Origin of the sequence: Anaerococcus sp. (assembly GCF_030825785.1) — a bacterium.
In the GTDB taxonomy this organism is placed as follows: Bacteria; Bacillota; Clostridia; order Tissierellales; family Peptoniphilaceae; genus Anaerococcus.
Map to the genome: position 1 here is coordinate 14,195 of NZ_JAPJPG010000014.1, position 21,774 is coordinate 35,968.

18 protein-coding genes are annotated in these 21,774 nt (G+C 34.1%); 1 reads left to right on the top strand and 17 read right to left on the bottom strand.

Features of this window, described 5'->3' with window-relative positions:
• Positions 1 to 336: 336 nt before the first annotated feature.
• Both RCH56_RS03425 and RCH56_RS03430 read right to left on the bottom strand, forming a co-directional pair.
• Positions 337 to 2,481 (bottom strand): ABC transporter substrate-binding protein, encoded by a 2,145-nt coding sequence (locus RCH56_RS03425; RefSeq protein ID WP_306483598.1) that lies wholly within the window; start codon positions 2,479 to 2,481, stop codon positions 337 to 339.
• A gap of 315 nt (positions 2,482 to 2,796) precedes the next feature.
• Positions 2,797 to 4,596: a peptidoglycan amidohydrolase family protein gene (locus RCH56_RS03430; protein ID WP_306483599.1), complete on the bottom strand. Its 1,800-nt coding sequence runs from the start codon at positions 4,594 to 4,596 to the stop codon at positions 2,797 to 2,799.
• Positions 4,597 to 4,850: 254 nt separating this feature from the next.
• On the opposite strand from RCH56_RS03430, the gene RCH56_RS03435 reads away from it, so the two are divergent.
• Positions 4,851 to 5,825, top strand: coding sequence for a hypothetical protein (locus RCH56_RS03435; RefSeq protein WP_306483600.1), 975 nt, complete (start codon positions 4,851 to 4,853; stop codon positions 5,823 to 5,825).
• A 193-nt stretch (positions 5,826 to 6,018) separates the two neighbouring features.
• Here the strand turns inward: RCH56_RS03435 and RCH56_RS03440 are convergent, their stop codons facing one another.
• The 15 genes from RCH56_RS03440 to dnaA all read right to left on the bottom strand — a co-directional run bounded on the left by RCH56_RS03440 (position 6,019) and on the right by dnaA (position 21,622).
• Positions 6,019 to 7,527: a HAMP domain-containing sensor histidine kinase gene (locus RCH56_RS03440; RefSeq protein ID WP_306483601.1), complete on the bottom strand. Its 1,509-nt coding sequence runs from the start codon at positions 7,525 to 7,527 to the stop codon at positions 6,019 to 6,021.
• On the bottom strand, positions 7,514 to 8,179 hold the full coding sequence (locus tag RCH56_RS03445; RefSeq protein ID WP_306483602.1) for a response regulator transcription factor: 666 nt from the start codon (positions 8,177 to 8,179) through the stop codon (positions 7,514 to 7,516). The genes RCH56_RS03440 and RCH56_RS03445 overlap by 14 nt, the downstream gene beginning before the upstream one ends.
• A gap of 47 nt (positions 8,180 to 8,226) precedes the next feature.
• A complete protein-coding gene (locus RCH56_RS03450; protein ID WP_306483603.1) occupies positions 8,227 to 8,979 on the bottom strand; it encodes an ABC transporter permease in 753 nt (250 codons plus the stop codon).
• Positions 8,972 to 9,838: an ATP-binding cassette domain-containing protein gene (locus tag RCH56_RS03455; protein WP_306483604.1), complete on the bottom strand. Its 867-nt coding sequence runs from the start codon at positions 9,836 to 9,838 to the stop codon at positions 8,972 to 8,974. Before RCH56_RS03455 ends, RCH56_RS03450 begins: the two co-directional genes overlap by 8 nt.
• Positions 9,839 to 9,997: 159 nt before the next feature.
• Complete coding sequence (locus RCH56_RS03460; RefSeq protein ID WP_306483605.1) at positions 9,998 to 10,300, bottom strand: cupin domain-containing protein; 303 nt, start codon at positions 10,298 to 10,300, stop codon at positions 9,998 to 10,000.
• 142 nt (positions 10,301 to 10,442) lie between these two features.
• Positions 10,443 to 11,747 carry a DUF438 domain-containing protein gene (locus RCH56_RS03465; protein WP_306483606.1) on the bottom strand — a complete coding sequence of 435 codons (1,305 nt, stop codon included), beginning with the start codon at positions 11,745 to 11,747 and terminating at the stop codon, positions 10,443 to 10,445.
• Between the two features lie 107 nt (positions 11,748 to 11,854).
• The gene (locus tag RCH56_RS03470) at positions 11,855 to 12,622 is read right to left on the bottom strand and encodes a SigB/SigF/SigG family RNA polymerase sigma factor (RefSeq protein ID WP_306483607.1); all 768 of its coding nucleotides are present in this window, start codon (positions 12,620 to 12,622) and stop codon (positions 11,855 to 11,857) included.
• Positions 12,622 to 12,957, bottom strand: coding sequence for an anti-sigma regulatory factor (locus tag RCH56_RS03475; RefSeq protein ID WP_306483608.1), 336 nt, complete (start codon positions 12,955 to 12,957; stop codon positions 12,622 to 12,624). The genes RCH56_RS03470 and RCH56_RS03475 overlap by 1 nt, the downstream gene beginning before the upstream one ends.
• A 1-nt stretch (position 12,958) precedes the next feature.
• Positions 12,959 to 13,264 (bottom strand): STAS domain-containing protein, encoded by a 306-nt coding sequence (locus tag RCH56_RS03480; RefSeq protein WP_306483609.1) that lies wholly within the window; start codon positions 13,262 to 13,264, stop codon positions 12,959 to 12,961.
• Positions 13,257 to 15,701 carry a DNA gyrase subunit A gene (gene gyrA, locus RCH56_RS03485; RefSeq protein WP_306483610.1) on the bottom strand — a complete coding sequence of 815 codons (2,445 nt, stop codon included), beginning with the start codon at positions 15,699 to 15,701 and terminating at the stop codon, positions 13,257 to 13,259. Before gyrA ends, RCH56_RS03480 begins: the two co-directional genes overlap by 8 nt.
• Positions 15,702 to 15,709: 8 nt before the next feature.
• Positions 15,710 to 17,611 (bottom strand): DNA topoisomerase (ATP-hydrolyzing) subunit B, encoded by a 1,902-nt coding sequence (gene gyrB / locus RCH56_RS03490; protein WP_306483611.1) that lies wholly within the window; start codon positions 17,609 to 17,611, stop codon positions 15,710 to 15,712.
• Position 17,612: 1 nt separating this feature from the next.
• Entirely contained in the window at positions 17,613 to 18,692 is a 1,080-nt protein-coding gene (recF, locus tag RCH56_RS03495; protein ID WP_306483612.1) for a DNA replication/repair protein RecF, read from the bottom strand.
• Positions 18,692 to 18,898, bottom strand: coding sequence for an RNA-binding S4 domain-containing protein (locus RCH56_RS03500; RefSeq protein WP_306483613.1), 207 nt, complete (start codon positions 18,896 to 18,898; stop codon positions 18,692 to 18,694). The genes recF and RCH56_RS03500 overlap by 1 nt, the downstream gene beginning before the upstream one ends.
• 7 nt (positions 18,899 to 18,905) lie before the next feature.
• The gene (gene dnaN / locus RCH56_RS03505; RefSeq protein WP_306483614.1) at positions 18,906 to 20,018 is read right to left on the bottom strand and encodes a DNA polymerase III subunit beta; all 1,113 of its coding nucleotides are present in this window, start codon (positions 20,016 to 20,018) and stop codon (positions 18,906 to 18,908) included.
• A 224-nt stretch (positions 20,019 to 20,242) separates the two neighbouring features.
• The gene (gene dnaA, locus RCH56_RS03510; protein WP_306483615.1) at positions 20,243 to 21,622 is read right to left on the bottom strand and encodes a chromosomal replication initiator protein DnaA; all 1,380 of its coding nucleotides are present in this window, start codon (positions 21,620 to 21,622) and stop codon (positions 20,243 to 20,245) included.
• Positions 21,623 to 21,774: the final 152 nt, after the last annotated feature.

Consider the following 21,774-nt stretch of genomic DNA (forward strand, 5'->3'; position numbering starts at 1 on the left):
TATATTTATATATTTTAACTCAATGAATAGATTTTGTCAAGGATTTCCTAAAGTTTTATTCACTATATGGAATTTTTATTCTTTTCGATTCTTTAATATTAGGGATTTTTGCATTATATTCATGTAATATAATACATCTATCTAGATCTTATTAAAGTACTAATATACTAAATTCCAACATCTGTCATGTTTTTTCTCGCTAGATATTTTTAATAAAATAATTAACTTCTTGTATTTTTATTTCTCTAATGATAATGCAAATGCTTTGCCTAAAATCATGCAAATAAAAAGAGGCGATTGTATAGTATCACCTCTTTAGTTCATTTATAAAAATCTTTATTCAATTGTCATGGCATTGATTTGATCAGCAGCTTGCCATACTGGTGTCATCACGTCAAAGCCTTTAATTCTATTGGTATAACCTGTGTGGAAGACATTTGAGTATAGTGGAATTTCTGGTAGGTAGTCGTTGTACCATTTTTGGAATTCTTCCCACTTGTCTAGGTAAGCTTCCTTATCTCCTGGCTCTGTTCTTCTTAGGGCAGTAGTTACTTCATCCGCCTTTGGATCGTCTACCCTGTTTTTGTTAAATGGACCTTCCTTTGAATAGTATAGCCATTGGTCAAATGGTGTAGCAAAGTCTGTTGCCATTGAGAAGGCTGTATATTCTGCATCTTCTTTAGGGAAGTTGTATAGGTCTATTAGGGTTGAGAAGGATCCGCTTGTTACGTTATATTCCATTCCAGCTTGTTTAGCATTTGGAGGAAGTTGGTTAGATATTAGGGTTGTAATTGGAGATTGTTCTGCACCATATTGATTTACAACGAGCTTGTTTCCATTTTCATCATATCTATAGTAGTCGAAGCCTTCTTGATTTTTGTTAAATTCATCTAGAGCCTTGTCTTTATCCCAAGGAGTTGTTCCATCAGCTTCAAACTTGTATGGAGTTTTGTCAAGAAGTTCATTTGCCTTATCGATATTTAAAACCCAATTTACAATTTTACCTTCTATATCTGCTCCTCTTTCCTTATACATCCATTGGCTTGTACCATACCTACCGTTAGTTACAACACCGTAACCACCTAAGAATGATTGGACGAATTCGTTTCTATCCATTAGGCTTGCTATGGCTTGTCTTACTTCTTTGTATTGGGTTGCTCCCCTATCTACTAGGAAGGTTAGGTTTCCATAACCATTTCTCTCATAAGAACCTACTTGGATTTTGCCATCGTCTGCTGCTTTTTTGAGTTGGTCGATCTTTGATCCGTCAGCTTCGCCTTCCCAGATATCTATATCTCCATTTTCTAGAAGGTCTGGTCCTATATTCTTGTTTACCAATTGAACAATGATATGAGGGATAGTTGCCTTGTCTCCTTTGAAGTTTCCTTGGTAGTTTTCGTTTAGGTCAAGCCTAACCATGTTATTTTCGAATTTATCGAACTTATATGGTCCACAGGTAACTTTAGGGTTAAATCTGTAGTCACTTGTAAGCTTGATCATAGCTTCTTCGATTAGGAGTCTAGTTGGATCTACATCTCCTTCTTTACGTCTTTCAAGCTCTCCTACCTGACTATCTAATTCTCCCTTGGCTTCTTTATATTCTTCGCTTTCCTTATCAAGACCTTCGCTAGCTTCTTCGAAGTTTTCCTTTAGGATTTCGATTTGTTTATCTATGGATTTCTTGTAGTCTTCCCTATCCTTATCTGTAACTTCATAGCCTTCTTTAACTACAAGCTTCTTGCCATCATCTGCCACAGCTAGGTTTTCCCCTATATAATGCATTGGGCTAGGTCCTGCATTAGATAGAACTTCTACTTCAAAATATGGTAATTGTGAAGGATCTACTGTTAGACTGAAGCTATAGTCATCGTGTTTTTCGATTCCTTCAAAGCTATCTGTCTCACCTTTTTTGAAATCCTTGTAGCCTAAAAGTGCGTCTGCTCCTATATTCATAGATGCAGTAAGAGGGTTAAAGTCCTTGTCTGATTCTAGAAGAATTCCAAATATATAATCATCAGCTGTGATAGGCTCTCCATCTGACCATTTTAGGTCTTTCTTTATGGTATAAGTTGTTGTTCGTGAGCCATCTTCGTTAATCTTTACTTCAGGATCTTTTTCAAGGGCAGCTGTGTTTGTTTGAAACTTTCCTTCCTCGTCAAGAACATAGCAATCATAGCCATTATTTCCCTCTATACCCATGAATCTTCTTACCTTTACGTCGTTTGCATCATTGGCATATCCTTGGATGAAATCTCCATTTATGGAATCAACTCCCACTACTATAGTGTCATCAGATGTTTGCTTATCAAAATCTTCTGGAGTCTCTGACGCTTCTTTATCTTCTGTTGCTTTTTCAGCCTCTTCATTTTGGGTCTTTGACTCCGCTCCTCCCTTGGTTGAATCTGTGCTAGATCCACAAGCTGATAGACTTAGGATAAGTCCTAGAGCCATTAGAGATGAATAAACTTTTTTAATCTTCATGCTAACCTTCCTTATTTGATATTTTATGAAATTGTTTACATTCTACCTTTATTATTCATTTTAGTCAAAGATTTGTGTATAAGTATTAATTTACTTTCTTAGATTTTTACTGCTCTCTTATAAAGAATTATTGTTATAAAGCTATTTCGTAAATTCAAAAAATATCATAAAGGCATATTTTATTCATGTGTTATTCAAATAAAGATTTTCTAAAGCACTTAAAATCCATTATCCTAAAAGATCTTATGTATTTTTCTAAATTAAAATTTATAAATAAAAAAGAGCCTACTTCTATTAAGTAGAACTCCTTGGATTTTATTTTTTGTTTTCGTATAATCTGTCTGAATCTGCTCCTACAAGTCTATAGTATCTTACAGGTAGTCCGGAAGAGTCTCCCATGTAGCCTTTTCTAGGAGTAACAGCTACTCCATTTTGGCTATAGGACATGTGGATTATTGTATCATTTGCCCTATTTAGGATAAAGCCAGTGTGTCCAGCGGCTCCTGAACTTGCACCAGGTCTTCCTGATACGAAAATATCTCCGTATCTTATCTCACTTTCAGAGATCTCATACAATACTTTGCCTGCTGCTCCAAGTTTGAAGAGTGTTTCTGTATTTCCTATGGCTGAGCCTTGTTTTAGGAATCCTCCGTAGATTAGAGACCTATAAACTGCTGATGAGCAATCTGCTGCCCAGTCAGAAGTTCTATTCTTCCAGTGCATATCATAGGTTAGGCCAGCTCTTCTTGCTGTAAACATCCACTCCATAGCCTTGTCGAGATTCTTTGATCCCTTGATGTTATTATCTACAGGCTTTGCAAGACCATTGCCATCAACCTTGTAGGTTACTCCCCTTTGAGTTACTTCTGTATTCTTTTGGAGGCCATTTGATGTAAAGTAATAATAATTTCCATCAATCTCCCAAACACCTTCTTGAACATAACCATTGCCGTTGGTGTGGTATTTGTTGCCATTAAACTCAAACCAAGCGTTCTTTGGATTTGTAGCAACTCCCCTGCTGTCTGTCTTGTAGTATCTTCCGGCAGACATTATGCCTTTGTTTTGGGCCATGACACCATCTTTGTCGAAGACATAGGTGTATTTGGCTATAGTACGAGCTCCTCTTACAAGCTTTCCGTCATCGCCACTTCTGTAGGTCTTACCATCTACTTTAGCCCAAAAGTTTTTAGGATTTGTAATCCTTCCTTCTTTATCAGTTATATATAGCTTTCCGTCTTTTATTTCTTTATTGTTAGTTGTAAGTACTCCATCCTGATTGAAGTTATAGTAGTCGTTTCCAACTTTTGTCACACCCTTATAGATTTTTCCATTCTCATTAGTGTGATATACCTTACCATTTACCTTAACCCAAGAGTTAAGCTTAGCACTTAGGATTCCTCTATCGTTTGCTTCATAATAGGAATCATTTGTAAGAACCTTCTTATTTGTTTGAAGACTTCCATCATTTGCAAAGTAATACTTCTTACCTTCTATTTCTTTAAGACCCTTGCTTACATTGCCATCACTGTCTTTGTGGTATACTTTGGAGCTTTCTTCATACCAAGAAGACTCGCTTGCTCTTTTATCCTCTGATGAAGCTCCCCTATCAGATGTAGAAGTATTAGAATCATGTACTTTAACTTCGTTATATATGTCATCGAGACTAGAATTATCGTAATAGATAACATCCTTTGAGCTATCTTCTTTTACTTCCTTTTCTTCCTTATCATCCGCAGGTCCCCTGTCTCCAGAAATCTCTTTGACAGAAATCTCTTGCTCAGGAGCAAGTTCCTTTTCGCTAGCCTCACTAGCCTTGTCAGCTTCATTTTCAGTAGCTAAGTCTTCATCACTTGTATTAGAAAGTCCCGTTTCTTCCAAGTCGGATAGGATTCTATCAAGATTTTCTTCATCATATGTAGCTATGTCACCATCTTCGTATGTAGCTATATCATTATCTTCGCTAGTTAAAGCTTCACCCTCTCCTATATCTTGTGATAAATTATCATCAACATCTAGTTTATAGTCCTCTTCTGCATATGAGTATGTTCCTGACATCAAAGCCTGAGATATAAACAGTGTTGATGCTAAAAGTATAGTTTTATTTACCTTTTTCATCTCTACCTCTTTCATCAAATTTTAATTACAAATTAATTACAAATAATCTATAGTATTAAGCTATTTTTCCTGTATTTTAGTATTTCAAGTTTATTATAGACTATTCTAAGCAAAATTGCAACAAAAAGGTTACAAATTTTCTCTATTTTTTGAAATTTCTATCAAATTTTATAAAAAATATAAATTCACTCCAAAATATAGTACAATTATTAAAAATAAGCAAAAAGGGTATCATATTAAAAACGGAGGGATATATGAAAAAAAGAAATATACTATTAGCATTTGCTCTTATTCTAGCTCTAAGTTCATGCCAAAACATGGAAGGATCTAATAAGGGAAATGTTTCAGAAAAAACAATAGAAAACGCACTAGCTGAAGAAAACAAAAATGACAAAAACTCTGACTTAATTGATGAAAAGGACGAAGACTCAAATAGTAAAGATAAAAAGGAAGAAAAAAAGGACGATAAGAAGGAAGATAGCTCTGACAAAAACGTAGAAGATGCTCTTAACAATATCAACTACGACGATATAAGAAAATATATAACAGATATCGGAGAATTCGACCCAGAAGTCCTAGATAAGCTCACAGATGAAGATATCAAAGAATACTATCTACGTGCTAAGTCTGCAAGTGATAAGACAGGTTATTGGGATGTGAAGGACTTCTTCTTCCAAGAACTTGCCAAAGACTTTAGAGAATACTCAAACAAATTCCCACTAGATTCTATAGAAGAATTATACAACTGGCCAAAAAGCACCGATAAAGTTACAGATAAGTTCGCTGATGAAAGAAGGTTCATAGCAAATCTTGGCTACGATCAAACAGAAATAGACAATATGTCTGATAAGAAGCTTGAAGAAGCCTTTAAGAAAGCCTATGACAAAAACCCAGAAGGTCTTTATAATGACTATATAGAAATAGTTGGCAAGGACAATTTCGACAAAAACGAAAGTTCTACTAGTGAGGTGAAAGCAGTAGAGTCTAGCCAAAATGTAGAGAAATTCTCTGAAAACCAAAGCGATTATGATGAGTTTAAAAGAAGCCTAGTCGAACTTTATGAATTCGACCCTGATGTAGTGGCTCAAATGACTAACGAAGATATAGATATAGCAGCAAGTCGTGGCGAAAAAATCCTAGAAGAAACCGGCTACGGTGACATAGGTCTAATCATAAACGAACTAGCAAAAATGTATCCAGGCTCATCTACAATGTATCCTGGCGAATAAAATTAAAAGAAGTTGTTGCAAAATTGTGAGTATTCATGTACCATCGTTAGAATGTTATCTTAGGAGTTACCTCTCCTAGCCGGTAGGTCAATTTGTGCCTGTCGGCTGGTGGAGTCGATTAGCCAGTCGGCTACTCCATGGAGATTATTCTAACTGTAGTGGAATGATTTATTAATTATGCAACAGCCTCTTTTTAATTCTTATAAATTATTATAGTAAATATTTCATTTTCATAATCTACAGAAAAACTATAAGCACAATCATCTAAGAGGCTTTCCACTATATACATTCCCATCCCTCTAGATTTAGACGTATTTGAAGATACAAATGGTTTTTTGATATTGTTTAGTATATCCGAATCTATTCTTGTAGGATAATTTTTTATGACAATATCAGAAGAAAACTTTATCTCTATTTTTCCATAATCATCGGTATATTCTATGGCATTTTTAAGGATATTATCGAATACTATTCTAAAATGATCATAATCTATTTTATCTAATCTAGAACCCTTAATACTCAGATATATCTTCTTTTTTTCTAAGAGATCTGTATGGTTAATTATAGATTCATCCATTATAGATCTTAGATCAAGTCTTTCTAATATAGGTTCTTCATCCAGTTTATTTAGGTAGAGCAAATCTCCTATCAAGACTTGAAGATTAATTAATTTATCTTTTAATTTTGGTAAGTATATATCTCTATCTTTGTATTTTCCTATATTTTCTATCATTCCATCTGCTAACAATATAGCTGCTTGAACTGGAGTTTTGAGCTCATGAGATGCTGATTTGAAGAATACTTCTCTTTTTTCACTTAATTTTTCAAGACTTTTGTAATTTTCTGTAAGTGCCTTATAAGTTTCTTTGATATTTTCTGATAATTCTTCTATTTCATCATTAGTATGGATGTCTAAATCATATGAAATATTTCTATTATCTCTAGATTCTCTTGTAAATTTACTCATCTTTAGAATTGGATCTGTAATAGATTTTGAATAAATTCTATTTAGAAGAAAGACTATTATTACAACTAGCAAAAATATAATTGGAAAGGCTGATATTATAGTACTTTTTACCCCAGTTAGATCATCAAACAATAGAGGATATGTACTTATATATATCCCCGAGTCCTTATAAGTTATTAACATAAAACTTATTGCCGACCTATCTTTTTTCCTGGATACAGACTTAATAAGTATTGAATCTCTTATTTCTTTCACAAAAGTGGAATCATCTGAGTCTACTTCCACATAATCTAGCCCTTCTATATCTACAAAATCCTCCAATGATTTTAATAAGTCTTCCTTTATATGGAAGAATTTGTTTTTAAAGACTTCTTCATCAAATGAGCCTTTAGAATTTTCTAAGTATTGTAGAAAATTTAAAATATTTTTATTTTTTATCTTGATAATGGTATCAAAATTTAGACCTGATAAACGGACCTCGTCACTATTATTCTTTTTGTATAAGGAAATCATCCCTTCTTTTGCCACATCTCTTGCACTATCGTAAGATATATCCTTCACAAAAGATTCATGAACCTTAAGGGCTAAGTCTTCATTTTCTTGGTTCTTCTTCTCTAAATAAATATTAGGCATAAAGAATATCATATAGGAAAATACTATAAAGCATATCAAAAGAGTCAGTATTACGTTGTATATGAAATTTTTCTCACTTATATTTAGCTTAGGCTTCTTCATTAAATTTGTACCCTACTCCTACAAGAGTTTTTATATACTCCTTCGGTAGTTTTTTCCTGAGATTTTTTATATGAGAATCTATGGTTCTAGTAGAACCATAAAATGTAGTGTCATATAAGCTAGTTATTAGGTTCTCTCTAGAAAAAACCTTTTTTTTATTCTCTATAAATAATTTCATCAGCTGAAATTCTGTAACTGTTAGTTTTAGGTCTTTGCCGTCATATAATAGCCTAAATCCATCATTATCTAGTACAAGACCATCCTGAGATAAGTTATAATTATTACCTCTCCTTTGTAAAATCATTTCTATTTTCTTTATTAGTAAAATAGGTTGAACAGGCTTTATAATATAGTCGTCACAATATAGGTCAAAAGCCTCTATCTGCGTATTTATATCTTCTAAGGCTGTAAGCATTACTACATTGGTATTTTTTATTTTTTTATTCTTTCTAATAAATTCTAGTACCTCAAGACCACTTTTCCCATTTACCATTATATCCAATATTGCTACATCAAATTTGTTTTCATTTAAAATTTCAATCGCTTCATTTCCATCATCAGTGACAGTTACAGAAAAATCAGCGATTTTTAAATATTCAGACAATACTTCTCTAATATCTATTTCATCTTCTAGAAATAGTATACTTTTCATACAATCACCCCTAGTTTGATTATATAGTATTTTCAGAAAGATATGAATTAATTATCTCTTCTCTTATTTTTCCTTATGGCCAAAACCATCATAATTAAGGATATTAGAATTAATAATATTAATCCTTGGATGAAAGTATAATTTACGATTCCCTTGGATATTTCATCCAAATATTCTGCTGATGAAAAGTGACTTGTTGGAATAGCTCTAGCAATATATCTTATGGATTCTGGCATATCATCTACAGAAATTCCCATCATTCCACTTAGAATCATAGTAAAAAAATATAAAACCATAGTTAAACCGAAAGATAAGGAATATTTTTTTGTATATAGGCAAATAGCATAGGCTAAGAAGAAAGAGCTCATATCTATCAAACTTACATATATAGTGTGTCTTAATAATTCTATCATAGTAAATTCTACATTAAAAGCATTCATGATTATTAAAAAATATATGATAGTGCATATTAGAAAAAATATATAGTAAATCAAAAACTTATACTTAGCCATAACAAACTGTTTTATGGAAAAAAGCTCTAACCTATCATAAACTCCTTCTTCCATATCCTTAGCTGTAATACTGGCGTGACCAATCAAAAATATAGATAAAGGTGATATTATGTTTATAGTTAAAGTTATACTCCTTTTAGCTTCTGATACATACTGAATTGGTAGCTTTGAACCAACACCAACTATGATTAGGGATGCCATAATCAAAGGAAAAACTAATCCGAAAAATATTGTTGCATAGTTTTTCAATAATAATTTAGTTTCATACTTTATTATATACTTATTCATCATATCCCTCCTTAGATAATGCATTCAATACAGTAAGTTCTATGGACTCATTTAGTCTTTCAAAATTTTGATCATTTTCAACAAGCTTATTGATCAGATCTTTTTCTCTAGTACTGTCATCAAAACCTGCAGCTATCTTATTAGTCATAGAAGCTATCCTATCTTCTTTTCCTATCAAGCTATTTGTTGTATCATTATCCTCAGTTAGTATCACTGACTTCGTGCAATATTTATTGAACATCTCTTTCTTAGATCCAAAAAATAAAACCCTTCCTTTGTGGATATATAGGAGCTTATCACAAATATTTTCAAGCTCTTCATAGTAGTGGCTTACTAAAAGTATGCTAGTACTCTTGCCCTTGTAATAATCCAAAATCTTCTCCATCAGCATCTGACGAGTTACAAAATCAAGTCCAGTAGTCACTTCATCGAACATCGTAATAGGAGAATCCTTCCACATAACTAAGATAAGAGTTAGTTTTTGTTTTTCTCCCCCTGATAGTTCTTTAAAAGATTTTTTTAATAGTTTTTTAAAATCAAAAAACTCTATTAATTCTGATAAACTTTTATCATTTTCAATTTTTCTATTAGCAACCATTTGAATAATATCTCTAGTAGATACACTCTCAGAATAATTATTAAATTGCATATGAACGGCAATCTCTTGCCTAGGTATACCCGTTACTATATTTCCACTAAAGGGAATGATTCCAAGAATAGCCTTGATGAGTGTTGTTTTTCCAGCTCCATTTGAGCCAATTATTCCTATCTTCTCCCCATCTTTAAATTCTAATTTCTCCTTAATATCCAATACTTTTTTATCCCCATAGGAGACTTTTAAATTATCTATTTCAATCATATCTTGCTCCTTACATCTATATAATAAATCAAAGATGTGGATTTTAAGTGCAGATAGTTTAGATTTTTTGTAAAATATATAAGTAAATCTCCATTGATTTAACATTGTATAAAAATAGATGCCACTTTTCATAAATCAGCATCCAATATCTAAATTATTTTAAATTTTAACAAAAAGGCAAAACCAAATAGCCTTATCCTGATCTATCACCCTATGCCTTAGTCCTTTTGGAATAAAAAGAAAATCTCCCTTTTTCATCCTTACTATTTCCGATTCTGTTTCAATGGAAGCTAATCCTTCCATAAGAATAACAACTTCATCCTCGTCTTGTACCATATAGTCTGTAACTTGATTTAAGGATAGGGTCCTTATAGCCCTGACTTTCCCATTTTCAAAGAATTTCTCTTCGATTTCTTCTAGATCAGAAAACTTTATATGATCAAATAAATTAAAAACTTCCATCAAATCTCCTCCTATTTTAGTCCATCTATACCCTTTTCAAAAGTATTTTATTTACAATTAGATTTATTCTTTTTTCCTTTAAAATAAAAATCTCCCACTTAGTTTTACACCAAGTGGAAGATTTTAAAATATAAAACTTATTCTATTTTGTAAGATAATCCTTGTAGAAGCTTAAGTCTTGAACTGCTTCCAAAACACCCTTGTAGTTTCCTTTTTTATCTCTTACAGCATAGTAAGTAATAGACATATCCTTGCCTGCTATAGGTTTAACTAGTCTGAACTCGTCTCTTTTGCCTGCTTTGAAGTCCTTGATTAGTCCTCTTACTATAGGTTCTACCTTGGGTGGGTGGCAGGAATATACTGGGCGGCCTAGGGCGCTTTCTGGTCTTTTGAAGACCTTACTTCCTTTGTGATCGTTAAAGTAGGTATTTATATCCTTATCATTGACAAAGGTGATTTCTACATCTAAGGTATCAAATATTGCTTCGATTTGGTCCTTCCTCAATTTACCTTTCTTGAAAGTGACATAACCTTCTTCTTCTTTGCTCTCTTTTTCTTCACTTTCTATTTCCTCATATGAGATTAGTGAGTGGTCGTAGTCTTTTAGGTCCTTGTAGAGTAGGTCTAGGTCTTCTTTTTTTACATTTTCTTCTAATAGAGGATAAAGGATATTATCTTCCTTGTAGGTCATCTCTTCTGCTCTCTGGATAGCTTTATCTAGAGCTTTCTCATCTTCTTTCTTTATAGCCTTTCTAATAGCCTTGGCTATTTCTATATCTACAGCCCACATCACATCTGATGGGCCTGGCTTATTGTATTTTACCTTAAGAAGGGGATATATTAAATCTCCCTTTTTCTTATAGTGGCTTCCAATAACCGTAAGCTTCTCGTAGTCTTTATCTTCTTTTGCCTCGTTTATGATTTCTTTTATCTTGTCATTTTCTCTTTCCATATAGGATATGAATGGATCTATACTTCTTTCCTCACTATTTTCATTGTGGGTCATTCCGTGAAATAGAGAAGAGTGAACATCGCAAAGTTTTCTTACTTCATCCTTATCTATTCCAGATTGTAGGAGTTCTTCTTCTGCATCCATTATCTCTGATGATAAGACTCCTTGGAAGTTTTCTTTGAAATCCTTCTTTACTTTTTCTAGATCCTCTCCTTCTGAAAGTCTTGATATATATGATTTGACAAGTTCTTTTCTCCTAATAACCTCTGGGTCTAGTGAAGAATCAAAAACTTCATAGCCATAGTTTTCAAGTCTTTCTTCTAGCTTATCTATGCCCATAAGGCTCGCCGCTCTTTTAAGTGATGTTTTCTTTGCCATGGATTTGATTAAAAGTGGGTTATCTAGACCCATAAACCCTATTTCTGTAAGTATATCCTTAAGTTCTGAATTTTCTTCTATTAAATCAAAAACCGTTTTATTTATATCAATTTTCATAATTGCCTCCATATTTTTAACTAATTTTATTATATAGCTATTGAGAATGGTAATCAGTAACATATGTTACAAGACAATAAAAAAAAGATCCCGCATTAGCGAGATCCTTACTTCATCTTTTCTAATTCTATACTAAATTTTTGTAAGATTTTTTTCTCAATCCTTGATACTGTCATCTGGCTTATGTCCAAGGTGTTTGCTATATCTACCTGGGTCCTTCCTTCGTAGTATCTAAGTTCTAGGATTTCTTTTTCTAGGTCATTTAATCTTTCTTTTGACTTATCGATTAGATCTTTAAGCTCGATTGAGTCGAAGTTCCTGTCTTCTTCTCCAATCATATCTGATAAGTCGATGGAATTTTCTCCCTTTTGGACTTGGTATTTCATATCCAAAGATTGTGGAGTATAGACCTTGCTTGCTTCCATAGTCTCTAGTATTGTCTCCTCATCTTCTCCAAGATAGTCAGCTATATCGGCTATAGTTGGTGTTCTTTGAAGTTCTTGTGGGAGGATTTTTTTGGCTGTATTGATCTTTTTATAAAGATTCTGTATCCTACGAGGAACTCTTATTACCCAGCCCTTATCCCTAAAGTATCTCTTAAGCTCTCCCATTATTGTTGGAGTCGCAAAGGATGAGAAAGCATAGCCCTTGGTTGGATCATACCTTTCTACAGCATAGATCAAGCCTAAGCTTGCGACTTGGTAGAGATCATCTTTTTCGATTCCCTTTCCTACGTATTTGTTAGAGAGGATATCGACTATATACATATGTTCTTGTATAAGCTCATCTCTTAGTTTTATGTCGCGAGTTTCATAATACTCTTCGAATTTTTCTTGAATGGCCTCTTTGTGCTCTTTTTTGCTTGTCTTAGACATTATTCTGCCCTTATTGTAAGTACTATCTTTTCATCTTCGATTATTAGCTTGTCACATAATTCTTCTAGGATTAAATCTCTCATGGAAAGGGCTCTTGGCTCAAGCTCTCTGTCCTTTCCTTTTACTTCTACCTTAAGGTTTTTCTCTTCTGCATAGAAGTTTACCGTGATGTCTTCTTCATTTAGCTTGTAGTTAACCGCCTCAGATACTACTACTCTTATATCTTCGACTTCTTCTATATTAAAGCCCAAATCTGAGGCAAGGCTTGCCGCAAATAGCCTCAATGATTTGATATAGAGGCTATTTGCAGGAATTTTAATGCTTATTTTTTCCATATTACACCATCTCAAATATTTCTGTAAGATCTGTGATCTTGAAAAGCTTTAAGATATTTTCTTTTGGATTGATTATCTTTACTTTTTTTCCTCTTTGCTCATTTATCTTATATATTTTCATAAACATACCAAGACCTGTCGAGTCAAGATAGTCAAGATTTTTGATATCTATTAATACGTCTTTGTTCACAGTTTCTATTTCATCTTCTATAAGAGATTTGAACTCTTCTTCTGAATATACATCGAGATCTCCAGAAAGATCTAGCACTAACTTGTCATTTTCGTCTGTAATATTTGCTTTAAACATCTTCTTCCTCTTCTTCTAAAGTGCTATATTTAGTTACTGAAACAATCCTGTCATTTTCATCTGTAAGGTTTTTGAGCTTAACGCCAACTGTGTTTCTACCTGTTATAGATATATCCCTTACATTTAATCTTATCATATCACCTGATAAGGATACCATCATTATATCATTATCTAGGTCGACTGGTAAAGTATCTATGATTTTTCCAGTTTTTTCTGTAACCTTGTGGCATTTGACACCCTTACCACCCCTGTTTTGGTTTTTGAAATTGTTAAAGGAGGTCTTCTTGCCGTAGGCGTTTTCTGTTACCACAAGTAGATAGGTCTCATCGCCTTTTATATTCATAGATACAACCTCGTCTCTCTTATCGAGCTTGATTGCCCTTACTCCTTGGGCTATCCTTCCCATAGACCTAAGATCAGCTGAGTTAAATTGGATGGTCATACCGTTTTTAGTTGATATGATTAACTCTTCTTCCTTATCTATTTGTCTAACTGAGATTAACCTATCATCTTCTTTAAGAGAAATAGCTATGATTCCATTTTTCCTAATATTGGTGAAGTTTTCGGCCTCAGTTTTCTTAATTGTACCCATTTTTGTTTGTAGAACTATTTGACTATCCTTGTTTAATTCGGATAGGGTCATCATTTCTGTAATCTTTTCTCCAGATTCAAGCTTTAGGATATTTATAATAGCTATTCCTCTAGATTGGCGGCTTCCTTCTGGAACTTCGTAGGTCTTTAGGGAGTAGACCTTACCAAAGGATGTGAAGAATAAGAGGTCTTCGTGAGTATTAGTTGTCTTTATCTTCTTGATAAAGTCTCCTTCTTTGGTATTTCCTGCAGCTATTCCCTTGCCACCCCTATTTTGGACCTTGTAGGTATCTATAGGCAGTCTTTTGATGTAGCCATCCTTGGTTAGGGTAAGGAGGACGTCTTCTTTTTCAATTAGCTCTTCTATGTCGATCTCACCCTCGTCTGGTACGATCTTACTTCTCCTATCATCAGAGAATTTCTCTTTTATTTCTTCCATCTCATCGATTATTAGATTAAGGAGGTTTTCTTCTGAATTTAGGATAGAAAGTAGATATGCTATTGTCTCTTCTAGCTCTTTGTTTTCAGCCTTTAATTTATCAATCTCGAGTCCTGATAGTCTTTTAAGTTGCATATCAAGGATGGCTTGAGATTGCTTGTCTGTAAGAGAGAATTTTTCTAAGAATATTTTCTTAATCTCATCATTATCATAAGAAGATCTGATTATTTTTATAATCTCATCGATATTATCGATTGCTACTATAAGACCTTCTACTATATGTTTTCTAGCCTTAGCCTTGGATAGGTCAAAACTTGTCCTTCTAGTCACTACATCCTTTTGGTGTTCGATGTAGTATTCAATTAATTCCTTAAGATTTAAAACCTTAGGCACTCCATCTACTAGGGCTAGATTTATTATTCCGAAAGTTGTCTCAAGCTGAGTGTATTTGTATAGGTTGTTTAAGACGATATTTGCATTAGAGTCTCTTTTAACCTCAATTACAATCCTCATTCCTTTCCTGTCTGACTCATCCCTAATGTCAGATATGCCATCGATTCTTTTTTCTTTGACAAGGTCTGCTATTTTTTCGATTAGTCGGGACTTGTTTACCTGGTAAGGGATTTCTGTAATTATGATTCTTTCCCTATTTTTCTTAAATGGCTCGATTTTACAAACAGCACGGAGCTTCACCTTGCCTCGTCCTGTACTATAGGCATCCTTTATTCCTGATTTACCGAGGATATAGGCTCCTGTTGGAAAGTCTGGTCCTGGTATTATTTTATTTAAATCTTCTATGGAAATCTCAGGATCTTTCATATAGGCTATACAGGCCTCAATTGACTCTCCTAGATTGTGAGGAGCCATATTTGTAGCCATACCTACAGCTATACCATTTGACCCATTTACAAGTAGGTTAGGAAATCTTGAAGGAAGGACAACTGGTTCCAATTCTTCTTCATCGAAGTTTGGCATAAAGTCGACCGTATCCTTGTTGATATCTCTTAGCATCTCCTTGGCGATCTTGCTCATTCTAACTTCTGTATAACGCATAGCAGCTGCGTCATCTCCATCTATTGAACCGAAGTTACCTTGACCTTGGGCCAAAGGATATCTAGTTGAAAAATCTTGGGCAAGTCTTACCAAGGCATCGTAGATGGCACTATCACCGTGAGGGTGGTACTTACCCATTACATCACCGACTACCCTGGCGGATTTTCTAGTAGGCTTATTTGGATCAAGTCCTAAGCCTTCCATTCCGTAGAGGATTCTCCTATGAACTGGTTTTAGACCATCTCTTACATCTGGAAGGGCCCTAGATACGATTACACTCATGGAGTATTCGAGATAGGAGTCCTTCATCTTCTTTTCTAGGTCTACATTAATAATATTGTTATCTTCTATCATTTTGCCTCCTATACGTCAATGTTTGATACGTACTTGGCGTTTTCTTGAATAAAGTTACGTCTTGGTTCTACCTTTTCTCCCATTAGAAGTGAGAAAGTATCATCCGTACTAGTTGAATCTAAGTCTTCATTAACTCTTAGAAGAACTCTGTGATCTGGGTCCATTGTAGTATCCCATAGTTGATCTGCATTCATCTCACCAAGACCCTTATATCTATTTATCTTATATTTATCAGCCTTAATTTCCTTAAGAACCTTGTCTCTTTCGGAATCCGTATATACGTAGCGTTCATTTCTACCGTGACTGATCTTATATAAAGGTGGTTGGGCAACGTATACATGGCCTTCGTCTATTAATGGCTTCATGTATCTGTAGAAGAAGGTCAAAAGAAGGGTTCTGATGTGGGCACCATCGACGTCGGCATCGGTCATGATTATGATCTTTCCGTAGCGGAGTTTTGATATATCAAATTCCTTGCCTATTCCTGTGCCGAAGGCTGTAATCATAGCTTTAATTTCTTCTGAGTTTAGGATTCTATCGAGATTAGCCTTTTCTACATTCATAATCTTTCCTCTTAGGGGAAGGATAGCTTGAATTCTATTATCTCTTCCACCCTTAGCAGATCCTCCCGCAGAATTACCCTCGACTATGAAGATTTCATTTTCGGAAAGGTCGGTTGATTGGCAGTCTGCAAGCTTTCCTGGAAGAGTTGTCGAATCTAGGATAGATCTTTTCCTAGTTAAGTCTCTTGCCTTTCTTGCAGCTTCTCTCGCTCTTCTGGATGCTAAGGCTTTTTCTATTATATTTTTGGCAGGCTTTGGATTTTCTTCTAGATAGGCTTGAAGTCTCTGGCTCACGAATGTATCCACAGCTCCTCTAACCTCTGAGTTTCCAAGTTTAGCCTTGGTTTGTCCTTCAAATTGTGGGTCGGATATTTTGATAGAAACTACAGCAGTAATTCCCTCTCTTATATCGTCACCTTGAAGGTTTTCGTCGTTTTCTTTTAGAAACTTAAAGTTTCTAGCGTAATCATTTACTGTTCTTGTTAGGGCTGACCTAAAACCTGATAGGTGGGTTCCACCTTCTGGTGTGTGGATATTATTGGCATAGGTTAGGATATTTTCGCTGTAACCATCTGTATATTGGAAGCTTACTTCTACTTCTATGTCTTCCTGCATACCATCGAAGTGAGGAACCTGCTCCATAATAGGAGTTTTATTTCTATTAAGATATGTTACAAATTCCTTGATTCCTCCCTCATATTTGAAGCTTTCGGAAAAGTCTTCTCTCTCATCTTCTAGGATTATTTCTACTCCCCTATTTAGGAAGGCCATTTCTCTGAATCTGTTTTCCAAAGTTTTCCTATCAAATATAGTTGTATCGAAAATCTCTCCATCTGGTTTGAAGGTTATAGTTGTACCAGTTTCTTCTGTATCTCCTATAATTTCCAAATCACTTGTGACTTCTCCCTTTGCAAAAGTCATCTTGTAGATATGGCCGTCTCTTTTGACTTCAGCTACCAGGTATTCACTTAGGGCGTTTACTACAGAGACACCTACACCGTGAAGTCCTCCTGAAAACTTATAGGCAGAGTCATCAAACTTACCACCAGCGTGCAATACTGTAAGGACTGTCTCGAGCGTTGATTTGTGAGTTGTAGGATGCTCTTTGACAGGTATTCCTGAACCGTCATCCTCTACTTTTATTACATTATCTTTACTTACTGTTACCTTTATGTAGTCACAACGACCTGCCAAGGCTTCATCCACAGAGTTATCAACGACTTCGTAAACTAAGTGGTGAAGTCCCTTTTCACTGGTCGAACCTATATACATACCAGGTCTTAGTCTAACTGGTTCTAGTCCTTCCAAAACCCTGATATTGCCAGCATCATAATTGTTATCTTGCATACTATTCCTTTCTAATCTTTCCATCTAAGATATATGAAATCTTTTCCTTATCTACGTACTCCAAGCTCTTGGTATTAGTTGCAGTTATTATTGTCTGAAAGCCCTTGAGGTTTTCTAATAAAAACATAGACCTTTTTTCATCTAATTCTGAAAAGACATCATCAAACAAAATGACAGCCTCATCACCTGTCACTTCCTTAATCAACCTTACTTCTGCAAGTCTAATATTTAAGATAGCCGAACGCTGTTGGCCTTGTGAAGCAAAGCTTTTGGTATTTTTACCATTTATACTTATTTCAATCTCATCCCTATGGATTCCTCTTTGGCTTGTAAGATATTTAAAATCTAAGTCTCTCGCCGACCTAAAAACTTCCTCATATTCTCTAAGAGTTGGAGCCTTAATATCAGCTTTATAGCTTAGTTTTAACTCTTCCTTATCCGATGTTAGAGATGAGTGAAATTCACTAGCAAATTTATCAATGATTTTGATAAATTTATCTCTAGTCTTATATATCTTGTATGAAAGTTTGGTAAGAGACTTATCGAAAGCCTCTAGTTGTTCTTCAAAGTAGGGAGCCTTTCGTTTTTTCAAAAGCTTATTTCTTTGGTAGAGAATCTTATCGTAATCTCTCTTGTTGGCCTTATAAGATAGATCAATTTCTTCTATAATCTCATCTATTAAATCTCTCCTACGATTTGGCCCATCCTTAATTATTCCGAGATCTTCTGGAGTAAATAATACAATCTTGAAAAGAGATCTTAAATCTTTCCTCCTATCATATTTTACTCCATTTACGAAAATACTCTTATCATTATCCTTTACTTCTATGAAAACTTCTTTAAAAGCCCTTCCCTTTCTTATAATCCCAGAAAGCTTCATCTGGCTTTGAGAAAACCTAATTATATCCTTATCTCTAATCTTCTTAAAGCTTGACGCATTAGCCAAATAATAGACACTTTCTAAAAGATTAGTCTTACCCTGGGCATTATCTCCTATAAAGATATTGGAGTCTTTATTAAATTCTACATTTTCATAAAAATAATTTCTAAAATTATTTAACTTTAAATCTTTGATCCGCATTATACAATTGTAATAGAAAAATCGTCAAATTCGACTATATCTCCCTTATGAAGCTTCTTACCTGCCACAAAACAAGGGGCGCCATTTACAAGGACTCCTTCTTCCTTGATTATAGCTTTAGAAAGACCTCCTGTAGGGATAATATTAGTTGCCTTTAGTAAATCTTTTAATTTTATCTCTTCACTTTCAAATTCAATTTTTTCCATATCTACCTCAATTCGCAAGCCTTACTGGAAGAACTAGGTAGGTAAAGTCCTCATCTTCGTAGGTTGAATTTTCTGGATATATTAGACATGGATTTAGGGATGATTTAAAATTTAACTTTATCTTTGATGAATCACAAGCCTTTACACCTTCTTGCATATATCTAGCATTAAAGGCTATCTCTAGATCACTTCCCTTTTGCTCTACATCTATGGCTTCCCTAACATCTCCTATCTCTGAGTTTGACTTTATAAGCATAACATTATCAGAAAGCTCTATTTTTATTAAATTAGCTCTTCCTGGATCTGATAGGACTTGGGCACGATCTAGGGAATTGATCAGCTCTCTCTTATCAAGTATAACGCTAGTTTCTGAAATATCATTTATAATATTTCTATAGTCGATAAAGTTTTTATCAATTACCTTGCATTGCATGGTAGTGCTTCCGCTTGAAAATATTAGGTCATTTTCATTTTTATATAACTTTGTTGTCAAATCATCAGAAATAATCCTAGACCACTCTAAAAGTGATCTCTTAGGTATGATGTATTCACTATCCTCGTAGTCTGTTGGATAATCTAGTTTTACCTTTTTTAGGGAGACTCTGTAACCATCGAGGGCTACCATATTTACACATCCTTCTTTTAGTTCAAACAATATTCCTGTTAGGGCAAGTTTAGTTTCATCTAGACTTGTAGCAAACTCTGTCTGTCCTATAGATCTTTTAAGAATGTCATTATCTATTTCTATAGCCTTAGTTTCTGGAATATCTAAATCATTTTTGTCATAATAGTCAAAGACTATTAGGTTAAAGTTTGAAGATGAACATTTTATAGAGATTTTTCCATCTTTATTTTCTATTATAACTATGTCGTTTGGAAGTTTTCTTACTATATTTGAGATTAGACTTGCTTTAACAGCCATCTCTCCTTCTTCATCTACGACAGCATCGACATTTGTCTTTATAGATATTTCACCGTCAAAAGCTCTTAGTGAAAGAGAGCTAGCGAAACATTCGAAGTATATTAATTCATGTATCTGTATATTGGTACTCTTTGAGACAGCTTTCATCGCAATGGTAATAGCATTCATTAAATCTTGCTGATTTATTTTAAATTTCATTGTTACTCCTTAACTTATTATATATACTTAGTAGTATTATTAGTAGGGCTTGTATAAATGTGGATAAGTTTATATAAAGGCTAAATTGAGCCAAAAATATCTATTGATAACTTGGGCATAATTAAGGGATAAAACCCTTAGTTTTCCACACTTTCCACAGGATGAAAATTGAAGATAAAAACTTTTGATTTATCAACAAACTTATCCACAGGCTTATAAACAATCTACTCTGTTATCTCCTTCAAAAGCGATTCTATTTCTTCTTTAAAGTCGTCGTCTTCTTCGATTTGTTTTTGAATTTTATCAATTCCATGCATGACAGTCGTATGGTCTCTGTCAAAGGCATTGGATATTGTTACTAGTGAATCCTCTAATATTTCTCTTGATAGGAACATGGCTATTTGTCTAGGATTTACTATTTCTTTTTTCCTAGATTTTCCCTTTATATCAGATAATTTGATTCCATACTTATCAGCTACAAACTTCTGTATATCATCTATTCCTACGCGTTTTTTCTTATCCTTTACTCTAGTAGCAACTCCCTTTATGGCATCTTCCATGGTCACCACTTCTCTATTATCGCTTTTAGCATAGGCTATTGCGGTAGATAAGGCTCCTTCGAGATCTCTAATATTTGTATCTATATTTTCTGCTATATAAAAGAGAATATTATTATCTATATAGGCACCTAACTGGTCGAGCTTTTTCTGAAGTATTGCAACTCTTGTTTCAAAGTCAGGCTTTCCAATATCGACTATAATTCCCCAAGAAAACCTTGATATCAACCTATTTTCTAGGTGTTTAATCTCCTTTGGTGGCCTATCAGATGATATTACTATTTGCTTGCCTGTATTATAGAGGTCATTAAAGGTATGGAAGAATTCCTCCTGGGTTCCTTCTTTACCTGCAATAAATTGAATATCATCTATAAGAAGGATATCAACTGACCTGTACTTTTCTCTGAACTTCTCATTTTTAGTTGACCTAAGTGCAGATATCATCTCGTTTGTAAACTTCTCACTTGATAGATACATCACATAGGCATCATCTCTATTTTCTAATATTTCGTGGGCAATTGCTTGCATCAAGTGGGTCTTACCTAGACCACTTTCTCCATATATAAATAAGGGATTGTAAAGTCTTGCTTGGGACTTATTTGAAATATTTTCTGCTACAGCTTGGCTAACGCCTAGGGCGTATTGGTTTGACTTACCTTCCACGAAGTTTGCGAAAATATTCTCTTCCTCTAGTTGAGGCCTTGGAAATGAATTTACCTTACTTATTCGCATCTGACCATTGGGATCATAATCTTTTCCGAGTGTTATGACCTTATTATAATTGTCGGAATCTTTTGCAATTACAGAAACCGTAAGGTCTTTTCCTGTCTTATCTTTTATATTATCAAGAGCAATCTGAAGTTGGGGAATCCAGATTTTATCGTAGATAAAGAGGGTATCCTTCTTTGGAACTTCTAGATACAGGGTCTCGTTATATAAATTTAAGGGCTTAAGAATCCTAATCCATGTATCGAATTGTTGAGTATCGGTAACATGCATTTTCATTTCATTTTTTAATTCATCTGTAATGTATTCTAGATTCGTCATCCATACAACCTTCCTTCTAAAGTTATACACAAGATACAAAGCTTAAAATATTAAAAGTTAAGCGAGAAAAAATAACTTATCCCCAAAAATAGGATAACTTGTGGATAACTTTGATGTTGATAATTCTTTTTGCTAAATTTTAGGCTTTATAG

Coding starts and splice junctions, on each gene's coding strand:
- RCH56_RS03425 (WP_306483598.1), bottom strand. CDS start 2,481: ATGAAGATTAAAAAAGTTTATTCATCTCTAATGGCTCTAGGACTTATC.
- RCH56_RS03430 (WP_306483599.1), bottom strand. CDS start 4,596: ATGAAAAAGGTAAATAAAACTATACTTTTAGCATCAACACTGTTTATA.
- RCH56_RS03435 (WP_306483600.1), top strand. CDS start 4,851: ATGAAAAAAAGAAATATACTATTAGCATTTGCTCTTATTCTAGCTCTA.
- RCH56_RS03440 (WP_306483601.1), bottom strand. CDS start 7,527: ATGAAGAAGCCTAAGCTAAATATAAGTGAGAAAAATTTCATATACAAC.
- RCH56_RS03445 (WP_306483602.1), bottom strand. CDS start 8,179: ATGAAAAGTATACTATTTCTAGAAGATGAAATAGATATTAGAGAAGTA.
- RCH56_RS03450 (WP_306483603.1), bottom strand. CDS start 8,979: ATGAATAAGTATATAATAAAGTATGAAACTAAATTATTATTGAAAAAC.
- RCH56_RS03455 (WP_306483604.1), bottom strand. CDS start 9,838: ATGATTGAAATAGATAATTTAAAAGTCTCCTATGGGGATAAAAAAGTA.
- RCH56_RS03460 (WP_306483605.1), bottom strand. CDS start 10,300: ATGGAAGTTTTTAATTTATTTGATCATATAAAGTTTTCTGATCTAGAA.
- RCH56_RS03465 (WP_306483606.1), bottom strand. CDS start 11,747: ATGAAAATTGATATAAATAAAACGGTTTTTGATTTAATAGAAGAAAAT.
- RCH56_RS03470 (WP_306483607.1), bottom strand. CDS start 12,622: ATGTCTAAGACAAGCAAAAAAGAGCACAAAGAGGCCATTCAAGAAAAA.
- RCH56_RS03475 (WP_306483608.1), bottom strand. CDS start 12,957: ATGGAAAAAATAAGCATTAAAATTCCTGCAAATAGCCTCTATATCAAA.
- RCH56_RS03480 (WP_306483609.1), bottom strand. CDS start 13,264: ATGTTTAAAGCAAATATTACAGACGAAAATGACAAGTTAGTGCTAGAT.
- gyrA (WP_306483610.1), bottom strand. CDS start 15,701: ATGATAGAAGATAACAATATTATTAATGTAGACCTAGAAAAGAAGATG.
- gyrB (WP_306483611.1), bottom strand. CDS start 17,611: ATGCAAGATAACAATTATGATGCTGGCAATATCAGGGTTTTGGAAGGA.
- recF (WP_306483612.1), bottom strand. CDS start 18,692: ATGCGGATCAAAGATTTAAAGTTAAATAATTTTAGAAATTATTTTTAT.
- RCH56_RS03500 (WP_306483613.1), bottom strand. CDS start 18,898: ATGGAAAAAATTGAATTTGAAAGTGAAGAGATAAAATTAAAAGATTTA.
- dnaN (WP_306483614.1), bottom strand. CDS start 20,018: ATGAAATTTAAAATAAATCAGCAAGATTTAATGAATGCTATTACCATT.
- dnaA (WP_306483615.1), bottom strand. CDS start 21,622: ATGACGAATCTAGAATACATTACAGATGAATTAAAAAATGAAATGAAA.